Source organism: Streptomyces flavotricini (genome assembly GCF_020639365.1).
Classification (GTDB): domain Bacteria; phylum Actinomycetota; class Actinomycetes; order Streptomycetales; family Streptomycetaceae; genus Streptomyces; species Streptomyces flavotricini.
This window is the reverse complement of record NZ_JAINUL010000001.1, coordinates 2,712,620-2,730,467: the sequence shown is the minus strand read 5'-3', so window position 1 is coordinate 2,730,467 and position 17,848 is coordinate 2,712,620. Positions and strand designations below refer to the sequence as shown.

Genomic DNA, 17,848 nt, shown 5'->3' with positions numbered 1-17,848 from the left:
TTGCATACAGTGGCAGGTCTGACGGAAAACTCTGCATCGCGATCGAAGGGACCACATGCCCATGGGTCACACGGCCACAGCCCAGGCCGGCTCCGGCGGCCTGACAGCGACCGAGCACCGGCTGGCCAACGGCCTGCGCGTGGTGCTCTCCGAGGATCACCTGACCCCGGTCGCCGCGGTCTGCCTCTGGTACGACGTCGGCTCGCGCCACGAAGTCAAGGGACGGACCGGCCTGGCTCACCTCTTCGAGCACCTGATGTTCCAGGGCTCGGCGAGCGTACCCGGCAACGGCCACTTCGAGCTGGTCCAGGGGGCCGGCGGCTCGCTCAACGGCACCACCAGCTTCGAGCGCACCAACTACTTCGAGACCATGCCGGCCCACCAGCTGGAGCTCGCGCTCTGGCTGGAAGCCGACCGCATGGGCTCGCTGCTGACCGCCCTGGACGACGAGTCCATGGAGAACCAGCGCGACGTGGTCAAGAACGAGCGCCGCCAGCGGTACGACAACGTCCCGTACGGCACGGCCTTCGAGAAGCTGACCGCCCTCGCCTACCCCGAGGGCCACCCGTACCACCACACCCCGATCGGCTCCATGGCCGACCTGGACGCGGCCTCCCTGGAGGACGCCCGCGCCTTCTTCCGCACGTACTACGCGCCCAACAACGCGGTGCTGTCGGTCGTCGGGGCCATCGACCCCGTTCAGACGCTCGCCTGGGTCGAGAAGTACTTCGGCTCCATCCCCGGGCACGACGGCAAGCAGCCGCCGCGCGACGGCACGCTGCCCGAGATCATGGGCCGCGAGCTCCGCGAGGAGATCGTCGAAGAGGTCCCGGCCCGCGCGCTGATGGCCGCCTACCGGCTCCCGCACGACGGCACCCGCGAGTGCGACGCCGCCGACGTGGCGCTGACCGTCCTGGGCGGCGGTGAGTCCTCGCGGCTCCACAACCGCCTGGTACGCCGCGACCAGAGCGCCGTCGCGGCCGGCTTCGGCATGCTCCGGCTCGCCGGCGCGCCCTCGCTGGGCTGGCTGGACGTGAAGACCTCCAGCGGGGTCGAGGTGCCCGCCATCGAGGCGGCCGTCGACGAGGAGCTCGCGCGGTTCGCCGCCGAGGGCCCGACGGCCGAGGAGATGGAGCGCGCCCAGGCGCAGCTGGAGCGCGAGTGGCTGGACCGGCTGAGCACGGTGGCCGGGCGCGCCGACGAACTGTGCCGCTTCGCGGTGCTGTTCGGCGACCCGCAGCTGGCGCTCACCGCGGTCGGGCGCGTCCTCGACATCACCGCCGAGGAGGTGCAGGCCGTGGCCGCGGCCCGACTGCGCCCCGACAACCGCGCGGTGCTGGTGTACGAGCCGCTCCCGGCGGAAGCCGGGGAAGCGGACGAGGCCGACGTGAACGACGAGAACGAAGGGGCGGAGCAGTGAGCGACACCGCAGCCGTCACGATGACCTTCCACCCGCAGCCCCAGGCCGGCGAGGCCCGGCCGTGGGCCTTCCCGGCCCCCGAGCGCGGCTCGCTGCCCAACGGCCTGACCGTGCTGCGCTGCCACCGGCCCGGGCAGCAGGTCGTCGCCGTCGAGGTGAACCTCGCCGCTCCGCTGGACGCCGAGCCCCAGGGCCTGGACGGCGTGGCGACCATCATGGCCCGCGCGCTGTCCGAGGGGACCGACAAGCACTCCGCCGAGGAGTTCGCGGCCGAACTGGAGCGCTGCGGCGCCACGCTCGACGCGCACGCCGACCACCCGGGCCTGCGGGTCTCGCTGGAGGTCCCGGCCTCCCGCCTGCACAAGGCGCTCGGCCTGGTGGCCGAGGCACTGCGCGCGCCCGCCTTCGCCGACAGCGAGGTCGACCGGCTGGTGCGCAACCGGCTCGACGAGATCCCGCACGAGCTGGCCAACCCGCAGCGCCGGGCCGCCAAGGAGCTCTCCCGGCAGCTGTTCCCGCCGACCCTGCGGATGTCCCGGCCGCGCCAGGGCACCGAGGAGACGGTCGCCCGGATCGACTCCACGGCCGTACGCGCCTTCTACGAGGCCCACGTGCGGCCCGCCACCGCCACTGCGGTGGTCGTCGGCGACCTGACCGGCATCGACCTGGACGCCGTCCTGGGGGACACCCTGGGCGCCTGGACCGGCAATTTCGCCGAGCCGCTCCCGGTCCCGCCGGTCACCGCGGACGACACCGGCCGCGTGGTCATCGTGGACCGGCCCGGCGCGGTCCAGACGCAGCTGCTGATCGGCCGGATCGGGCCGGACCGGCACGAACGGGTCTGGGCGGCGCAGGTGCTCGGCACGTACTGCCTGGGCGGCACCCTCACCTCGCGCCTGGACAAGGTGCTGCGCGAGGAGAAGGGCTACACCTACGGCGTGCGCGCCTTCGGCCAGGTGCTGCGCTCCACGGCCGACGGCAAGGGCGCCTCGATGCTCGCCATCAGCGGCTCGGTGGACACCCCCAACACCGGCCCGGCGCTGGAGGACCTCTGGAAGGTGCTGCGCACCCTCGCGGAGGGCGGCCTGACCGACGCCGAACGGGACGTGGCGGTGCAGAACTTGGTGGGTGTGGCCCCGCTCAAGTTCGAGACGGCCGCGGCCGTCGCCGGCACGCTCGCCGACCAGGTCGAGCAGGAGCTCCCGGACGACTACCAGGCGCAGTTGTACGCGCAGCTGGCCCAGACGGGAACGGTGGAGGCGACTTCGGCCGTCCTGGCCGCCTTCCCGGTGGACCGCCTGGTCACGGTCCTGGTGGGCGACGCCGCGCAGATCGAGGAGCCGGTGCGGGCGCTCGGGATCGGTGAGGTCACCGTCGTCACCAACTGACGGACCTTTCAAGGGGCTCCGGCGGCTTGTCCGTCGGGGCCCCTTTTGTCTGTTTCGTCGAGAGGTTGCTCGTATGGGGTGTGGCGTATGCAACAAAAACGCGTGTGTGTTTGGCGATTGACTGATGATCCGCCTAGCGTCGGCCGTGCTGTCCGTCAGTTGTACCCGCCGCATCCGCGGCACCGGGCAGCGATCGCCGAGTCCCCGTCAGGCGCGAGCCTGGGGAGCCGGGGACCCACATGCGTCCCTGGGGTGAATCGGACCGCCTCGTCAGAGGGGGCCCGTAGGAGACCTTCCTGCTCCGAACCCGTCAGCTAACCCGGTAGGCGAGAGGGAAGGAAAGGATCAGCCCCTTCATGGCGTTTGGCAGTCGTGCCGCCGGTAAGCACCGTGGTTCCAGTCGTCTGAGCCGCAAGACCGCCGGTTACGCCGGCATAGCCGCCCTCGCCACCACCGGTGTCGTCGGCTCCCTCGCAGGCCCGGCGTTCGCCGCGTCGGACAAGGCCCCCTCCATGGAGGACACCGGCCTGAACGCCGTCGTGACGGCCGAGGACCTCCCCGGGCAGATCGAGGCCCAGGCCGATGCCCAGGAGCACGCGGCCGAGGCCGCGGCCCTCAAGGCGAAGGCGGAGGCCGACGCGAAGGCGCGCGCCGCCGAGGCCCGGCAGAAGGCCGAGGAGAAGGCCAAGGCCGAGCGCGAGGCCGCCGAGCGCGCCGCCCGCGAGGAGGAGCGCAAGCGCCTCAACACCTTCGTCGCCCCCGTCGACGAGTCCTACATCAGCACCCAGTGGCACGCGGGCGGCGGCATGTGGTCCTCCGGCAGCCACACGGGCATCGACTTCCACGCGGCCTCCGGCACCACGGTGCACGCGGTCGGCCTCGGCACCGTGGTCGAGGCCGGCTGGGGCGGCGCGTACGGCAACAACGTCGTCATCAAGCACGCCGACGGCACGTACACGCAGTACGGCCACATGTCCTCGCTGAGCGTCTCCGTCGGCGACCAGGTCACCGCCGGCCAGCAGATCGGCCTGTCGGGCTCCACCGGCAACTCCAGCGGCCCGCACCTGCACTTCGAGGCCCGTACCGGCGCCCAGTACGGCTCGGACATCGACCCGGTGGCGTACCTGCGCCAGCACGGCGTCAACGTCTGACCCGCAGCACCGAACCGAAGGCCCCGGCTCCCCGAGCCGGGGCCTTCGTGTTGGCCGTAAACATCCGCTATTCACGCCCGCGCTCGGAATTTAACGCGCAGTGCAATAGAGTCCCCGTACGATCGGGATACGGTCGCGTCAATGGTGTCGGCAGTCGGAAATAGGCGGAGGTCCGGACTTGCGTATTCCTGCGCACGCGGTATGCACGGCAATCCGCGAAGACATCGTCTCCGGGGTCTTCGAACCGGGTGCCCGCCTGACCGAGGAACTGCTGGCCCGCCGGTACGGCGTCTCGCGCGTCCCCGTCCGCGAGGCGCTGCGGACCCTGGAGTCCGAGGGCTTCGTCACCACCCGCCGGCACGCGGGCGCCTGCGTCGCCGAGCCCACCGAGCAGGAGGCGGCCGACCTCCTGGAGCTGCGGCTGCTGCTGGAGCCGCTGGCGGCCGCCCGCGCGGCCCGGCGGCGCACCGAGGGCCACCTCAAGGTGCTGCGCGGGCTGGTCAGACTGGGCCAGGAGCGGGCCAGGAGGGGGCAGGGGGAGGATCTGCGGTCCCTGGGCGGCTGGTTCCACGAGACCCTCGCCCAGGCCTCCGGCAGCCCCGGGCTGATCGCGCTGCTCACGCAGATGCGGCACAAGGTCGCCTGGATGTACGCCGTGGAGGCGCCTGCCCGGCCCGTGGACTCCTGGGCGGAGCACGGCGCGATCGTGGACGCGGTCGCGCGCGGGGACGCCGAGCGGGCCCGGGCGCTGACGGCGGTGCACGCGGAGCGCGCGGCGGGGGCGCACCGGCTCCGGGTGAGGACTTCGCAACATGCCGTAAACATGTCGAGCGGCCCGCATTAACAAAAGGCGCGTATCAAAGGGTGAGAGCGGCCTGAGGAATAGGGGCGGCTTGAAAAGCGAGGGCGGCTCGTCGGGTGAGGGCTGCGGTGGAATTCACGCCGCATATCCTGCCGTCCTGCGCGTGCGCGCTGAATTACCGAATGCGGGGGACGAAGAAGCCGCGGCCACCGGAATGCCGGTGGTGGCCGCGGCTTCTTCGTGTGCCCGGGGTGAACCCGAAGGGTCAGACGGTCTCGGGGAGCTCCTCGAGGCCCTCGGCGACCAGCTTCGCGAGGCGGTCCAGCGCCGCCTCGGCGCCCTCGGCGTCGGACGCGAGGACGATCTCCTCGCCACCCTGCGCGCCCAGGCCCAGCACCGCGAGCATGGACGCGGCGTTGACGGGGTTCCCGTCGGCCTTCGCGATGGTCACCGGGACGCCGGAAGCGGTCGTCGCGCGGACGAAGATCGAGGCGGGACGAGCGTGCAGGCCCTCGGCCCAGCCGACGTTGACGCGGCGCTCTGCCATGGTGATGCCCTTCAGGTTCTTACGGTTGTCTAGACCAGTCTCTCACGACGCCCCTCATGCTCCGACCGACCTTCGGCCCGAATCCACCGCCGTTCGACCTACCCCAGCTTGCACTGGTTTGCCCATGCCCGCCGCGTGCGCCGCGCAGGAGCTATCCGGCCAGCCCTGGCCTTAAGATCGCCGCATGACCACCGCGTCGGACCCCTCGTACCCGGCCCACTGGGAAGCGGACGTCGTCCTGCGCGACGGCGGCACCGCCCGGATCAGGCCGATCACCACGGAGGACGCGGGCCGGCTGGTCAGCTTCTACGAGCAGGTCTCCGACGAGTCGAAGTACTACCGCTTCTTCGCGCCCTACCCCCGGCTCTCGGCCCGCGACGTGCACCGCTTCACCCACCACGACTACGTGGACCGGGTCGGCCTCGCGGCGACCATCGGCGAGGAGTTCATCGCCACCGTCCGCTACGACCGGATCGGCCCCGACGGGCGGCCCGCCTCCGCCCCCGCGGACGAGGCCGAGGTCGCCTTCCTCGTCCAGGACGCCCACCAGGGCCGCGGGGTCGCCTCCGCCCTCCTCGAACACATCGGCGCGGTCGCCCGCGAGCGCGGCATCCGCAGGTTCGCGGCCGAGGTGCTTCCCGCCAACAACAAGATGATCAAGGTGTTCAAGGACGCCGGGTACGGGCAGAAGCGCAGCTTCGAGGACGGCTCCGTCCACCTCACCCTCGACCTCGAACCCACCGCCGAATCCCTGGCCGTCCAGCGAGCCCGCGAGCAGCGCGCCGAGGCCCGCTCCGTGCAGCGGCTGCTGACCCCCCGCTCCGTGGCCGTCATCGGAGTCAGCCGCTCCGGCGTCGGCGTCGGCGCGGCGGCCCTGCGCAACCTGCGCGACAGCGGCTTCCGCGGCCACCTCTACGCCGTGAACGAGGCCGTCACCACCGATCTGCTGGACGGCGTACGGGCCTATCCCGCGCTCGCGGGCGTCGAGGCCCCCGTCGACCTCGCGGTGATCGCGGTCCCCGCCGAGCGCGTCCCCGAAGCCGTGGCCGCCTGCGGCGAACACGGGGTGCAGGGGCTCGTGGTGCTCTCCGCCGGGTACGGGGAGAGCGGTGCGGCCGGGCTCGAACGGCAGCGCGAACTGGTGCGCCAGGTGCGCTCGTACGGGATGCGGCTGATCGGGCCGAACGCGTACGGCGTGATCAACACCGCCCCCGAGGTCGGGCTCAACGCCTCCCTGACCCCGGCGCCCGCGCCGATCCGGGGCCGCATCGGGCTCTTCACCCAGTCCGGGGCGATCGGCATCTCGCTGCTCTCCGCGCTGCTGCGGCGGGGGGAGGGGCTCTCGTCCTTCGTCTCGGCGGGCAACCGGGCGGACGTCTCCGGCAACGACATCCTCCAGTACTGGTACGAGGACGAGGCCACCGACGTCGCGCTCATGTACCTCGAAACCCTCGGCAACCCGCGGAAGTTCACACGGCTCGCGCGGCGGACGGCGGCCGTGAAGCCGGTGGTCGTCGCGCGGGGCGGCCGCCACACCCCGGCGGGGCACGTGGTCCCCGGGACCCGGCTGCCGGACGCCACCGTCTCGGCCCTGCTGCGGCAGGCGGGGGTGATCCGGGTCGGCACGGTGACGGAGCTGGTGGACGTCGGGCTGCTGCTGGCCTCGCAGCCGCTGCCGGCCGGACCGCGCGTGGCGATCCTCGGGAACTCGGAGTCGCTCGGTGTCCTCACGTACGACGCCTGCCTCGCGCAGGGGCTGCGGCCCGGAGCCCCGCAGGACCTGACGACGGCGGCGACCCCGGAGGACTTCCGGACGGCACTGCGCGCGGCACTGGGCTCCGCCGAGAGCGACGCGGTGATCGTCACCGTGATCCCGTGGGTGAACGAGCAGGAACCGCAGGACGACCTGGCCGACGCCCTGCGGGACGCGGTGGCCGCGTACCCCGGCAAACCGGTCGCGGTGGTCCACGTGGAACTGGCCGAGCTCGTCGACGCCCTGTCCCCGGCCGGGCTCACCGCGGCGCCCGCGACGGGGTCGCTGCCCGCGCGCCCCCGCCCCACGGACGAGGACGAGGGCGGGTACGCCCGACCGGACGTGCGGATCCCCGCGTATCCCGCCGCCGAGCGGGCCGTACGGGCCGTCGCCGAGGCCGTCCGGTACGGCCAGTGGCGGCGGGCCAACGCCGACGCCGGACAGGTTCCCGAGTACGAGGACATCGACGAGGCCGGAGCCGCCGCCCGCCTCGCCGCCCTCCTGGCCGGCGTGGGCGACGACGTGCTCACCCTCTCCGAACCCGACGCGGCCGCACTGCTCGCCCACTACGGGATCCAGGTGCTCCCCACCCTGCCCGCGCCCACCGCCGACGCCGCCGTCCGGGCCGCCCGGAGCCTGGGCTACCCCGTCGCCCTCAAGACCACCGCCCCGCACCTGCGCCACCGCGCGGACCTCGGCGGCGTACGCCTCGACCTCGGAGGCGAGGCCGACCTGCGCCGCTCCTACGAGGAGCTCACCGACCTCCTCGGGACCCCCGACGAGCTGCTCCCCGTGGTCCAGGCCATGGTGCCCCGCGGGGTCGACACCGTCGTGCGGTCCGTCATCGACCCCGCCGCCGGCGCCGTCCTCTCCTTCGGGCTCGCGGGCGTCGCCTCCGAGCTGCTCGGCGACACCGCCCACCGCCTCGTCCCCGCCACCGACCGGGACGCCGCCGGCCTCATCCGGTCCATCCGGACCGCGCCCCTCCTCTTCGGCTGGCGCGGCAGCGACCCCGTCGACACCGCCGCCCTGGAAGAGCTCCTGCTGCGGCTGTCCCGGCTCGTCGACGACCACCCAGAAGTGGTGGGCGTCACGCTCGAACCCGTCGTCGTCGCCACCGAGGGCCTCTCCGTGCTCAGCGCCGCCGTCCGCGTGGCCCACCCGCCCGCCCGCACCGATCTCGGCCCCCGGACACTGCCGAGCTACTGACCGGGTCGTTAGTCCAGCACCTTGGGCGCCCTGGGTGCCCCGTACGGGCCTTAGGATGGGCCCCATGGCGAAATCCGGTACGACGACCCAGGGGCTGCGCACGGCGATCGAGCGCAGCGGCTACTACCCGGCCCTCGTGGCCGAGGCCGTGGAGGCCGCGGTGGGCGGCGAGCCGATCTCGTCGTACCTGGTCCACCAGGAGACGACCTTCGACTCCAACGAGGTGCGCCGGCACGTCACCGTCCTGGTCCTGACCGGCAACCGCTTCATCGTGAGCCACACCGACGAGCAGGCCGCCGACGCCGGGTCCCCGTCCCCGTACGCGACCACCTCCACCGAGTCGGTCAAGATCGGTGCGATCTCCTCCGTGGTGCTCAGCCGCGTCGTCGCCAACCCCGAGTCGTACACCCCCGGCACCCTGCCCCGCGAGGTCGTCCTGACCATCGGCTGGGGCGCGGTCTCCCGGATCGACCTGGAGCCCGCCGCCTGCGGCGACCCGAACTGCGACTCCGACCACGGCTACACGGGCAACTCCACCGCCGACGACCTCAGCCTGCGCGTCAGCGAGGCCGGCGACGGCCCGGAGGCCGTCCGCCAGACCCTCGTCTTCGCGCAGGCACTCTCCGAAGCGACGGCGGCCACGTCCGGTCCCGCCCGCTGATGTCCTACTCCGCACCATCGAACTGGGACGAGCCGGAGCTGCTGGACCTCACCGGCGCACCCGTCCCGGAGTACGGAACCGGCTCGCTCGCCGACCTGCTGCCGACCCTCGTGGCCGGCCAGGGCGTCCCCGGGTTCACCGCCGCGATCGCCGAGCTCACCCCGGCCGACCGGAACTGCGTGTTCCTGGTCGACGGCATGGGCTGGGAGCAGATCAAGGCCCACCCGGACGAGGCCCCGTACCTGACCTCCCTCCTCGGCAGCTCGCGCGGCGGCACCGGCCGCCCGATCACCGCGGGCTTCCCGGCGACCACCGCCACCTCGCTGGCCTCCGTCGGCACCGGCCTGCCGCCCGCCCGGCACGGCCTGCCCGGCTACGCCGTGCGCAACCCGGCCACGGGCGAGCTGATGAACCAGCTCCGCTGGTACCCCTGGACCCAGCCGAAGCCCTGGCAGCCGTACCCGACGGTGTTCCAGCAGGCCGACAAGGCGGGCGTGGCGACGGCGCAGGTGTCCTCGCCCGCCTTCCAGACCACCCCGCTCACCAAGATCGCGCTGAGCGGCGGCACCTTCCTCGGCCGGATGACCGGCGAGGAGCGGATGGACCTCGCGGCCGAGCGCCTCGCGGCCGGCGACCGCTCGCTGGTGTACACGTACTACAGCGAGCTCGACGGGGCCGGCCACCGGCACGGCGTGAACTCCGACGCCTGGCGCGGCCAGCTGATGTACGTGGACCGGCTGGTCCAGCGGCTCGCCGAACAACTTCCGCCGCGCACCGCGCTGTACGTGACCGCCGACCACGGCATGGTGGACGTCCCCTTCGACGAGGACTCCCGGATCGACTTCGACGAGGACTGGGAGCTGGGCGCGGGCGTGGCCCTGCTCGGCGGCGAGGGCCGGGCCCGGCACGTGTACGCCGTCCCGGGCGCCGAGGCCGACGTGCTGACCGTGTGGCGCGAAGTGCTGGGCGACCGGTTCTGGATCGCGAGCCGCGAAGAGGCCCTGGAACTGGGCTGGTTCGGGCCGCCTGGGCAGTGCGACGAGCGCGTGCTCGGCAGGATCGGGGACGTGGTCGCCGCCGCGTACGCCGATGCCGCGATCACCGCGTCGGTGAAGGAGCCCAACGAGTCGGCGCTCGCCGGGATGCACGGCTCCATGACCGCGGCCGAGCAGCTGGTCCCGCTGCTCGAGATCCGCACCTGACCGCCCGCTCCCGCCGCCGTCCGATCCTCCTCCCCTCACCTCCCCCCCCACGACCCGAAAGGTCCCGTTCCCGCCATGCCCGAACTGGTGTTTTTCTCCGGCACGATGGACTGCGGGAAGAGTACGTTGGCGCTCCAGATCGGCCACAACCGGTCGGCGAGGGGCCTGCAGGGCGTGATCTTCACCCGTGACGACCGCGCGGGCGAGGGCAAGCTCTCCTCCCGCCTCGGCCTGGTCACCGAGGCGGTCGAGGCCCGGCCGGGCATGGACCTGTACGGGTACCTGGTGGGTCAGATGTCGAAGGGCGCCAAGGTCGACTACGTCATCGTGGACGAGGCGCAGTTCCTCGCCCCCGACCAGATCGACCAGCTGGCGCGCGTCGTCGACGACCTGGACCTGGACGTCTTCGCCTTCGGCATCACCACGGACTTCCGCACCAAGCTCTTCCCCGGCTCCCAGCGCCTGATCGAGCTGGCGGACCGGATCGAGACCCTCCAGGTGGAGGCGATGTGCTGGTGCGGGGCGCGCGCCACGCACAACGCCCGCACGGTGGGCGGGGAGATGGTCGTGGAGGGCGAGCAGGTCGTCGTCGGCGACGTCAACCGGTCGTCGGAGGAGGTCGGTTACGAAGTGCTGTGCCGCCGCCACCACCGCCGCCGCATGACGAGCGCCGCGGCCCACGCCGCCGCCCTCTCCCCGGACGTCCTCCCGGTCAACCCCGCCTGAGCACGCCGGCGGTCAGCGGTCGTTCGCGGGGCGGGGTTCGACGAGGGTGAAGACCGCGCCCTCCGGGTCGGTGACCGTCGAGACCCGGCCCGTCAGCCCCTCGCGGGGCGGCTGGACGACGCGCCCGCCCAGGAGGTGGACCCGCGCCGCGGCCGCGTCCACGTCCTCGACCTCGAAGTACGTCATCCAGTGCGGGCCCCGGTCGTGGGGGAGCGAACGCCCGACCCCGTGCACGGCGGCGACCGGGCGCCCGTCCAGCAGCAGCGTCACGTAGTCGAAGTCGGAGGTGGCGGTGGCGTGCGTCTCGGCCTCGTGGCCGAAGACGTGCTCGTAGAACTTGCCGACGGTCGAGGTGTCCTGCGTGACGAGCTCGGCCCAGACCGGGGTCCCGGGGACACCGGACAGCCGGGTTCCGATGTGCTCCTCGGCCTGCCAGATCCCGAAGATCGCCCCCAGCGGGTCGGAGCAGATCGCCACGCGCCCCTCGCCGCCCGCGTCCAGCGGGCCCACCGCGACCGTGCCGCCGCAGGCGCGGATCGTCTCGGCCGTGGAGTCGGCGTCGTCGGTGGCGAAGTACGTGGTCCAGGCGACCGGCAGGTGCCGGTCCGGCGGCATCTCGCCGATGCCGGCCACCTCCTGGCCGTCGAGCAGGGCGCGGACGTACGGGCCGAAGGGCTGGGGGCCGGGCTCGTACTCCCAGCGGAACAGGTCGGTGTAGAAGGCCTCGGTGGTCCCGAGGCCGTGCACCATCAGACTCGACCAGCACGGCGTGCCGGGCGGGCGCCGCGTTTCTTCCGGTTCCTCGGTCATGTCAGCCGTCTCCTCGTCGTCGCTCATCCCGGACCAGATGCTTCCACTACGGCGGGTCCGGCGCGCCTCGACCGGCCGGGTTTCGCCGACGCGGGGAGAGATGACCGAATCGATGCGACCTGTCGATGCCGGGCTTGTCACACCGGCCGCGGAGCGGGGAGGAAGATGGGCCGCATGACTGCGAACTCTGCGCCCCCCGTGATCGTTTCCGCTGCCGAACTGATGGACGAGCTGGCCGGTTCCCGGCCGCCGGTGCTGCTCGACGTCCGCTGGCAGCTGGGCGGTCCGAACCTGCGCTCCGTGTACGAGGCGGGCCACCTGCCCGGGGCGGCGTACGTGGACCTCGACCGCGAACTGGCAGGTCCGCCGGGAGCCGGCGGGCGCCACCCGCTGCCGCAGCCGGAGGAGTTCGGCGCCGCGATGCGCCGCGCCGGGGTCTCGGCGGACGCGCCGGTGGTCGTGTACGACGGGGGGCTGGGCTGGGCCGCCGCACGGGCATGGTGGCTGTTGCGCTGGACGGGTCACACGGACGTACGGGTGCTGGACGGCGGGCTGGCCGCGTGGACGGCGGCGGGCGGTCCGGTGACAGCCGATGCCGTCACCGTCACGGAGGGCGATTTCAAGCCAAACCCCGGGGCGATGGGGCTGCTGGACGCGGACGCCGCGGCGTCGCTCGCGCGCAGCGGGATCCTGCTGGACGCGCGGGCGGGGGAGCGGTACCGGGGAGAGGTCGAGCCGATCGACCCGGTGGGCGGGCACATCCCGGGTGCGCTGTCGGCGCCGACGACGGAGAACGTGGACGCGGACGGGAAGTTCCTCGCGGCGGACGCACTGCGGGTGCGGTTCGCCGGGCTGGGCGCTGCGGGCGGTGCGCCGGTCGGCGTGTACTGCGGTTCGGGGGTCTCGGGGGCGCACGAGGTGCTGGCGCTCGCGGTGGCGGGGATTCCGTCCGCGCTGTACGCGGGCAGCTGGTCGCAGTGGTCCGCGGACCCGGCCCGGCCCGTGGCCACGGGCCCGGACCCGCAGTAGCGGGGCCGCGCCCCGGTCGGGCCCCCGGCCCGGGCGGGAGGTGCCGCCCGGGTTACTCCTGTTTCTTGCGGCGGGTGCCGAAGACGATCTCGTCCCAGCTCGGGACCGCGGCGCGGCGGCCCGGGCGGACGCCGTCGGCCTCCGCCTGCCGGTCGGTGGTGCCCGTCAGACGGTCGCGGTGGCCCGCGACCGTGCGCGGCATCAGGACGTCCGCGTAGGCGGAGCCGGCACCGGCACTCGCCGAGGCCGCCGGGGGCTCCTCGGCCTCGGGCTCCTCCTCCGCCGGGGGCTCGGGGCGTTCCGGGACCACCAGGTCGCCGCGGAAGCTCGGCACGGCCTCCAGGAGGCTCGTCAGCGTGTCCCGTTCCTCCTCGGGCTCCGGCGCCGGAGCCGCATTGCCGGGGGCCCGCTCCAACTGCCGGTCCAGGGCCCGGTCCAGCGGCCGGTCCCTCGGCAGTCGCGCGATCCGCGGTACGAACGGGAAGCTCGGCTCCGGCGTCGCCGGCAGGTCGTCGGCCTCGCCGATCAGCGAGCGGGCCTCGTCGTCCACGGCGACGACCAGCCGGCGCGGCGGGTCGTAGGTCCAGCTCGCCGAGTGCGGTTCGCCCACGACCCGGTAGACCAGCAGGACCTCCCACGTGCCGTCGTCGCGGCGCCAGGAGTCCCATTGCACGGAGTCCTTCTCGGCGCCGCGCAGCGTGAGCCGCTCCTGAACGGCCTCGCCGAGCTGGGGTCCGGTGTTCTCCCCGGGGCGGCGCACGGGCGTCTTGCGGGCTCGCTCCGCCATGAACGCGCGCTCGGCCAGCACCGGGCCCTCGAAGCGGCGTACGCGGTCGACGGGGATGCCGGCGAGCTGCGCCACCTCCTCGGCGGAGGCACCGGCTCGTATGCGGGCCTGGATGTCACGGGGGCGGAGGTGGCTCTCCACCTCGATCTCGATCTGGTTCAGGCGCGCGCGGTCGTTGCGCACGGCAGCCCGCAGCCGCTCGTCGATCGGAAGCGTGTACTCCGTGCTGTCCGCAGCCTTGAGCACCAGTCGTGTGCCGTCATTTGAGACGGCCACGACACGCAGTTCGGGCATGGGGACCTCCCGGGTGGTGCCTGCCGACGTCACGTGCGTCGCTGCTTCCGCTAGTCGAGTGTGGCCTGCCCGGGTGCAGCCTGCCACAACCTTGCCGAGTTCAACCGGCGTGTCGGGCATGCGCCCTTGATCGCCGTTATGGCACGGTTACCTGTTGGGCACGCACAGTGACCAAACGGTTACTGTGCGCATCAGGAACGCGTGCAATGCCGCGGCATCACCGGTCTCGAGTGCCGTTTCTCCATCAGTCGGCCCCCTCTCCCGAGTCCGGACATCCGTAAGGAAGGACGGCCCCAGGGCTCGCCACAGTACTCCATTCGGGCCACCTGGGTGGACCGCCGCGCCGCCGAACTTGTCGCGGGCGGCGGGAGTTGGGCTGCCCTGAATCGGGCGGGACCTGCGTCCGCACCCGAATCCGCGTGTCCTGCTTCACAGAATCACCAGAAACGGAACTATCCGTTTCGCTCAGCTGTCAGTAACTGCTGAGAGCGGTGAAGCGCGAGACGTCGCGAGAGGCAGAACACGCAGGGGATGAGGATGGGTCAGAAGTCCACGCCCGAGATCGGACCGGGGTCCTGGACGAAGGGGCCGGACGGACCGCACGGCGCTGACGGCGCGGACGGCGCCGAGAAGAAGAAGCTCGATCTGAGCGTGGCCCAGATCGCGGGCTCCTCCCTCGCCACCGTCGCCGCGGCCCTGCTCGCCTCCAAGCTCGGCGTCTACGGGACCATCCTCGGCGCCGGCGTGGTCAGCGTGGTCGCCACCGCGGGCGGCCCCGTCATCCAGCACCTCTTCAAGAGCACCGGCGACCAGCTCCGCGAGAGCGCCCGCCCCCGGGCCCGTCAGGTCCCGCCGCCCGTCGGGGAGGAGACGCCCGACGGCACCCTGCCGCTCCGTACGGCAGCGCCCTCCGGGGAGTTCGGCGCGGCCACCGTGCACGGCACCCGCGTGCGGGGCTGGAAGCGGACGGCGGTGGCCTCGGGCGCGGCCTTCGCCCTCGCGCTCGGCGGCCTCGGGGCGTACGAGGCCTTCTCCGGCACGGCGATCAGCCAGGGCGGCGCAACCATCTGGTCCGGCGGCACGCGCAAGGCGGGCGACGAGCGGCCCGCCGACCCCGGCAAGGAGCCCGGCACCGGCGGGAAGGGCGGGGCGGGTCCGGGGTCCGGGACCTCCCCGAGCCCATCGGCCCCGCACGGCGGACGGGACCGGAGCCCGAGTCCGAGCCCCGACCCCGCGTCCCCGGACCCTTCGGGCTCCCCCGACTCCGGTGGCCCGGCGCCGAGTCCGAGCCCGCTGACGCCGGGCCCGAAGCCCACGCCCACCCCGACTCCGACGCCCACAGCCACGCCTGCTCCGGGCGGCAAGGGGCAACAGGAAGCCCCCTGAGCCGGGTTACCCGCCCAGGACCCGCCGCAGGTAGTCGTTGCCGAAGAGCCGGTCCGGGTCGAGCCGGTCGCGCAGCGCGGTGAACTCGCCGAATCGGGGGTAGACGCCGGCGAAGTACTCCGCGTCGCGCGTGTGGACCTTGCCCCAGTGTGGCCGCCCGCCGTGCGCGGTGAAGATCCGCTCGGCGGCCGTGAAGTAGGCCTGGTACGGCGTGCCCTTGTACATGTGCACCGCGATGTACGCGGTCTCCCGCCCGGAGGCCGTCGACAGCGCGATGTCGTCGGCGGGAGCCGTCCGCACCTCCACCGGGAAGCTGATGCGCAGACCGGAGCGGTCGACCATCGACCTGAGCTCCCGCAGCGCCTCGACCACCTGCTCGCGCGGGAGCGCGTACTCCATCTCCACGAACCGCACCCGGCGCGGGCTGGTGAACACCTTGTACGGGATGTCCGTGTAGGTGCGCGCCGACAGGGCACGGCTGGCGATCCGGGCGATGGAGGGGATCGTCGCCGGGACCGCGCGGCCGAGGGAGTTGACGGCCTGGAAGACGCCGTTGGACAGCAGTTCGTCCTCGATCCAGGCGCCCACCGCTCCGGGCGGGGCAGCGGGACCCTGGCTGCGGTTGTTGCGCTTGGTGTTGCAGTTGCCGGTGTGCGGGAACCAGTAGAACTCGAAATGCTCGTTCTCCGCGAAGTGCTGCTCGAACTCTGCGGTCACCCGGTCGAAGCCCATGGGCTCCTCGCGGGCGGTCAGGAAGAAGAGCGGCTCCACGGCGAAGGTGATCGCGGTGACGATGCCGAGGGCGCCGATGCCGATCCGGGCGGCCGCGAAGACCGCGCGTTCCTCGTCGTCTCCCTTCGCGGAGCAGTTCAGCAGCCGCCCGTCCGCCGTGACCAGCTCCAGGCCGCGGATCTGGGCGGCGATGGAAGCCGAGTCCCGGCCGGTGCCGTGGGTTCCGGTGCCGGTGGCTCCGGAGACCGTCTGCTCCATGATGTCGCCCATGTTGGTGAGCGAGAGGCCCTCCCGGGCCAGGGCCACGTTCAGGTCCTTGAGCACCGTTCCCGCGGCCACCGTCACGGTGCCGGCGGTCCGGTCGATCTCCCGGATCCCGGCCAGCGCCTGCGGACGTACGAGCACCCCGTCGGTCGCGGCCGCCGCGGTGAAGGAGTGGCCGGTGCCGACCGCCTTCACCTTCAGCCCGTCCTCGGCGGCCCGGCGGACCGCCTCCTGAAGCTCCTCGACCGAGGCCGGGGTCACCACCCGGGCGGGCGTGGCCGTGACGTTGCCCGCCCAGTTACGCCACGCGGTCGCCGTGCTGTCGTGCCCTGCTGTCGCCGTCCCCATCGGTTGCTGGCTCCTCCCCTTGCGCCGGCCTCGTCAGCCGGCGGTATCCCGCGAACGCAACCGCCGCCGCGGCCACTCCCGACGAGATGGAGACGACGTACCCGCTGCGCGCCCCGGACGCGTCGATGACCAGTCCGGTCACCGACGAGCCGACCGCGACGCCGACCGCGAGGCCGGTGCTGATCCAGGTCATGCCCTCGGTCAGCTTCGCGCGTGGTACGTGCGCCTCGATCAGGGCCATCGTGGTGATCATCGTGGGAGCGATGGCGAGGCCCGAGACGAAGAGCGCCACGGCCAGAAACGGAAGGTTCCCGGCCAGTAGGAGGGGGATCATACTCACGGCCATCGCACATACGCCCAGTACCCAACGGCGTTCGCTCTTGCCCTTGAGGTGGAGCAGGCCGAAGACGACGCCCGCCAGACAGGATCCGAAGGCCCAGATGGCCAGGACGAAGCTGGCGGCGGACTTGTGGCCCTGCTCCTCGGCGAAGGCCAGCGTGGACACGTCGATGGAACCGAAGATCGCGCCGGTCGCCACGAACGTCGCGGTCAGGACCTGGAGTCCGGGGGAGCGCAGGGCCGAGGTGCGGGCCCCGTGCTCCTCGCGCGGGTGCGGCTCGGGCTCGGTGGAGCGCTGCGCGGTGAGCAGCCAGACCCCGACGAGCAGGCAGAGGGCGGCGATCAGCGGACCGGCCTCGGGGAACCAGGTGGTGGACAGGCCGATGGCGATGATCGGGCCGAAGATGAAGCAGACCTCGTCCACGACGGACTCGAAGGAGTACGCGGTGTGCAGTTCGCGCGGGGAGTCCCGGTAGATCACGGTCCACCGGGCGCGGACCATCGAGCCGACGCTCGGGACGCAGCCGGCGACGGCCGCGCAGGCGAACAGGGTCCAGTCCGGCCACCCGTTGGCGGCGGCCGCCAGCAGGACGGCGACCGAGGCCACGCAGATCAGGGTGGCGGGACGGAGCACCCGCCGCTGCCCGTACTGGTCCACCAGGCGGGACACCTGGGGGCCGATGAACGCGGCGGCCAGGGCGAGGGTGCCGGTGAGGGCGCTCGCCATGGCGTAGCGGCCGGTGATCTCGGAGATCATCGTCAGGATGCCGACGCCGACCATGGATATGGGCAGGCGGCCTATGAGGCCTGCGGCGCTGAACCCCACAGTGCCGGGGGCCGCGAATATCGCGCGGTAGGGACTGGGCAAGGTGCCCTCCGTAAGGGACGTCATTGGCCCATACAGGTTACGACCGCCGACAAGGCACCCGCACGGGGAGAATCCGGACCATGGCCCGACATGGAAACTTAGGGTTACCTTACTCAGGTTGAGGGTGTGGGC

At 72.8% G+C, this 17,848-nt stretch carries 15 protein-coding genes and 1 riboswitch; of the genes, 10 read left to right on the top strand and 5 right to left on the bottom strand.

Features of this window, described 5'->3' with window-relative positions; all coding sequences use genetic code 11:
* Positions 1–61: 61 nt before the first annotated feature.
* The 4 genes from K7B10_RS12105 to K7B10_RS12090 all read left to right on the top strand — a co-directional run bounded on the left by K7B10_RS12105 (position 62) and on the right by K7B10_RS12090 (position 4,803).
* Positions 62–1,420, top strand: coding sequence for a M16 family metallopeptidase (locus K7B10_RS12105; protein WP_229336110.1), 1,359 nt, complete (start codon positions 62–64; stop codon positions 1,418–1,420).
* Between the two features lie 20 nt (positions 1,421–1,440).
* Positions 1,441–2,808: a M16 family metallopeptidase gene (locus K7B10_RS12100; RefSeq protein ID WP_229344955.1), complete on the top strand. Its 1,368-nt coding sequence runs from the start codon at positions 1,441–1,443 to the stop codon at positions 2,806–2,808.
* Between the two features lie 184 nt (positions 2,809–2,992).
* Positions 2,993–3,152: riboswitch (cyclic di-AMP (ydaO/yuaA leader) on the top strand.
* A gap of 12 nt (positions 3,153–3,164) precedes the next feature.
* The gene (locus K7B10_RS12095; protein ID WP_229336109.1) at positions 3,165–3,959 is read left to right on the top strand and encodes a M23 family metallopeptidase; all 795 of its coding nucleotides are present in this window, start codon (positions 3,165–3,167) and stop codon (positions 3,957–3,959) included.
* 178 nt (positions 3,960–4,137) lie between these two features.
* Complete coding sequence (locus tag K7B10_RS12090) at positions 4,138–4,803, top strand: GntR family transcriptional regulator (protein WP_229336108.1); 666 nt, start codon at positions 4,138–4,140, stop codon at positions 4,801–4,803.
* 223 nt (positions 4,804–5,026) lie between these two features.
* On the opposite strand, the gene K7B10_RS12085 is transcribed toward K7B10_RS12090, so the two are convergent.
* Positions 5,027–5,308: an HPr family phosphocarrier protein gene (locus K7B10_RS12085; RefSeq protein ID WP_048477591.1), complete on the bottom strand. Its 282-nt coding sequence runs from the start codon at positions 5,306–5,308 to the stop codon at positions 5,027–5,029.
* Between the two features lie 184 nt (positions 5,309–5,492).
* Here K7B10_RS12085 and K7B10_RS12080 point away from each other — a divergent pair, with 184 nt between their 5' ends.
* From K7B10_RS12080 to K7B10_RS12065, 4 genes are all read left to right on the top strand, one after another.
* Positions 5,493–8,270 carry a bifunctional acetate--CoA ligase family protein/GNAT family N-acetyltransferase gene (locus K7B10_RS12080; RefSeq protein WP_229336107.1) on the top strand — a complete coding sequence of 926 codons (2,778 nt, stop codon included), beginning with the start codon at positions 5,493–5,495 and terminating at the stop codon, positions 8,268–8,270.
* Between the two features lie 55 nt (positions 8,271–8,325).
* Positions 8,326–8,931, top strand: a complete 606-nt coding sequence (locus K7B10_RS12075) for a DUF5998 family protein (RefSeq protein ID WP_229336106.1) — start codon at positions 8,326–8,328, stop codon at positions 8,929–8,931.
* The gene (locus K7B10_RS12070; RefSeq protein WP_229336105.1) at positions 8,931–10,133 is read left to right on the top strand and encodes an alkaline phosphatase family protein; all 1,203 of its coding nucleotides are present in this window, start codon (positions 8,931–8,933) and stop codon (positions 10,131–10,133) included. The genes K7B10_RS12075 and K7B10_RS12070 overlap by 1 nt, the downstream gene beginning before the upstream one ends.
* Before the next feature lie 75 nt (positions 10,134–10,208).
* Positions 10,209–10,859, top strand: coding sequence for a thymidine kinase (locus tag K7B10_RS12065; RefSeq protein WP_229336104.1), 651 nt, complete (start codon positions 10,209–10,211; stop codon positions 10,857–10,859).
* 12 nt (positions 10,860–10,871) lie between these two features.
* On the opposite strand, the gene K7B10_RS12060 is transcribed toward K7B10_RS12065, so the two are convergent.
* Complete coding sequence (locus K7B10_RS12060; protein WP_229336103.1) at positions 10,872–11,669, bottom strand: VOC family protein; 798 nt, start codon at positions 11,667–11,669, stop codon at positions 10,872–10,874.
* Between the two features lie 174 nt (positions 11,670–11,843).
* Between K7B10_RS12060 and K7B10_RS12055 the strand changes: the two genes are divergently transcribed.
* Complete coding sequence (locus K7B10_RS12055) at positions 11,844–12,698, top strand: sulfurtransferase (protein WP_229336102.1); 855 nt, start codon at positions 11,844–11,846, stop codon at positions 12,696–12,698.
* A 52-nt stretch (positions 12,699–12,750) separates the two neighbouring features.
* Here K7B10_RS12055 and sepH read toward each other — a convergent pair whose 3' ends face one another.
* Entirely contained in the window at positions 12,751–13,779 is a 1,029-nt protein-coding gene (gene sepH / locus K7B10_RS12050) for a septation protein SepH (RefSeq protein ID WP_229336101.1), read from the bottom strand.
* 537 nt (positions 13,780–14,316) lie between these two features.
* Here sepH and K7B10_RS12045 point away from each other — a divergent pair.
* Complete coding sequence (locus K7B10_RS12045; RefSeq protein ID WP_229336100.1) at positions 14,317–15,165, top strand: hypothetical protein; 849 nt, start codon at positions 14,317–14,319, stop codon at positions 15,163–15,165.
* 6 nt (positions 15,166–15,171) lie between these two features.
* Here K7B10_RS12045 and K7B10_RS12040 read toward each other — a convergent pair whose 3' ends face one another.
* Both K7B10_RS12040 and K7B10_RS12035 read right to left on the bottom strand, forming a co-directional pair.
* Positions 15,172–16,509 carry a D-arabinono-1,4-lactone oxidase gene (locus K7B10_RS12040; RefSeq protein WP_229336099.1) on the bottom strand — a complete coding sequence of 446 codons (1,338 nt, stop codon included), beginning with the start codon at positions 16,507–16,509 and terminating at the stop codon, positions 15,172–15,174.
* Positions 16,460–17,716 carry an MFS transporter gene (locus K7B10_RS12035; RefSeq protein WP_229336098.1) on the bottom strand — a complete coding sequence of 419 codons (1,257 nt, stop codon included), beginning with the start codon at positions 17,714–17,716 and terminating at the stop codon, positions 16,460–16,462. The genes K7B10_RS12040 and K7B10_RS12035 overlap by 50 nt, the downstream gene beginning before the upstream one ends.
* Between the last annotated feature and the right edge of the window lie 132 nt (positions 17,717–17,848).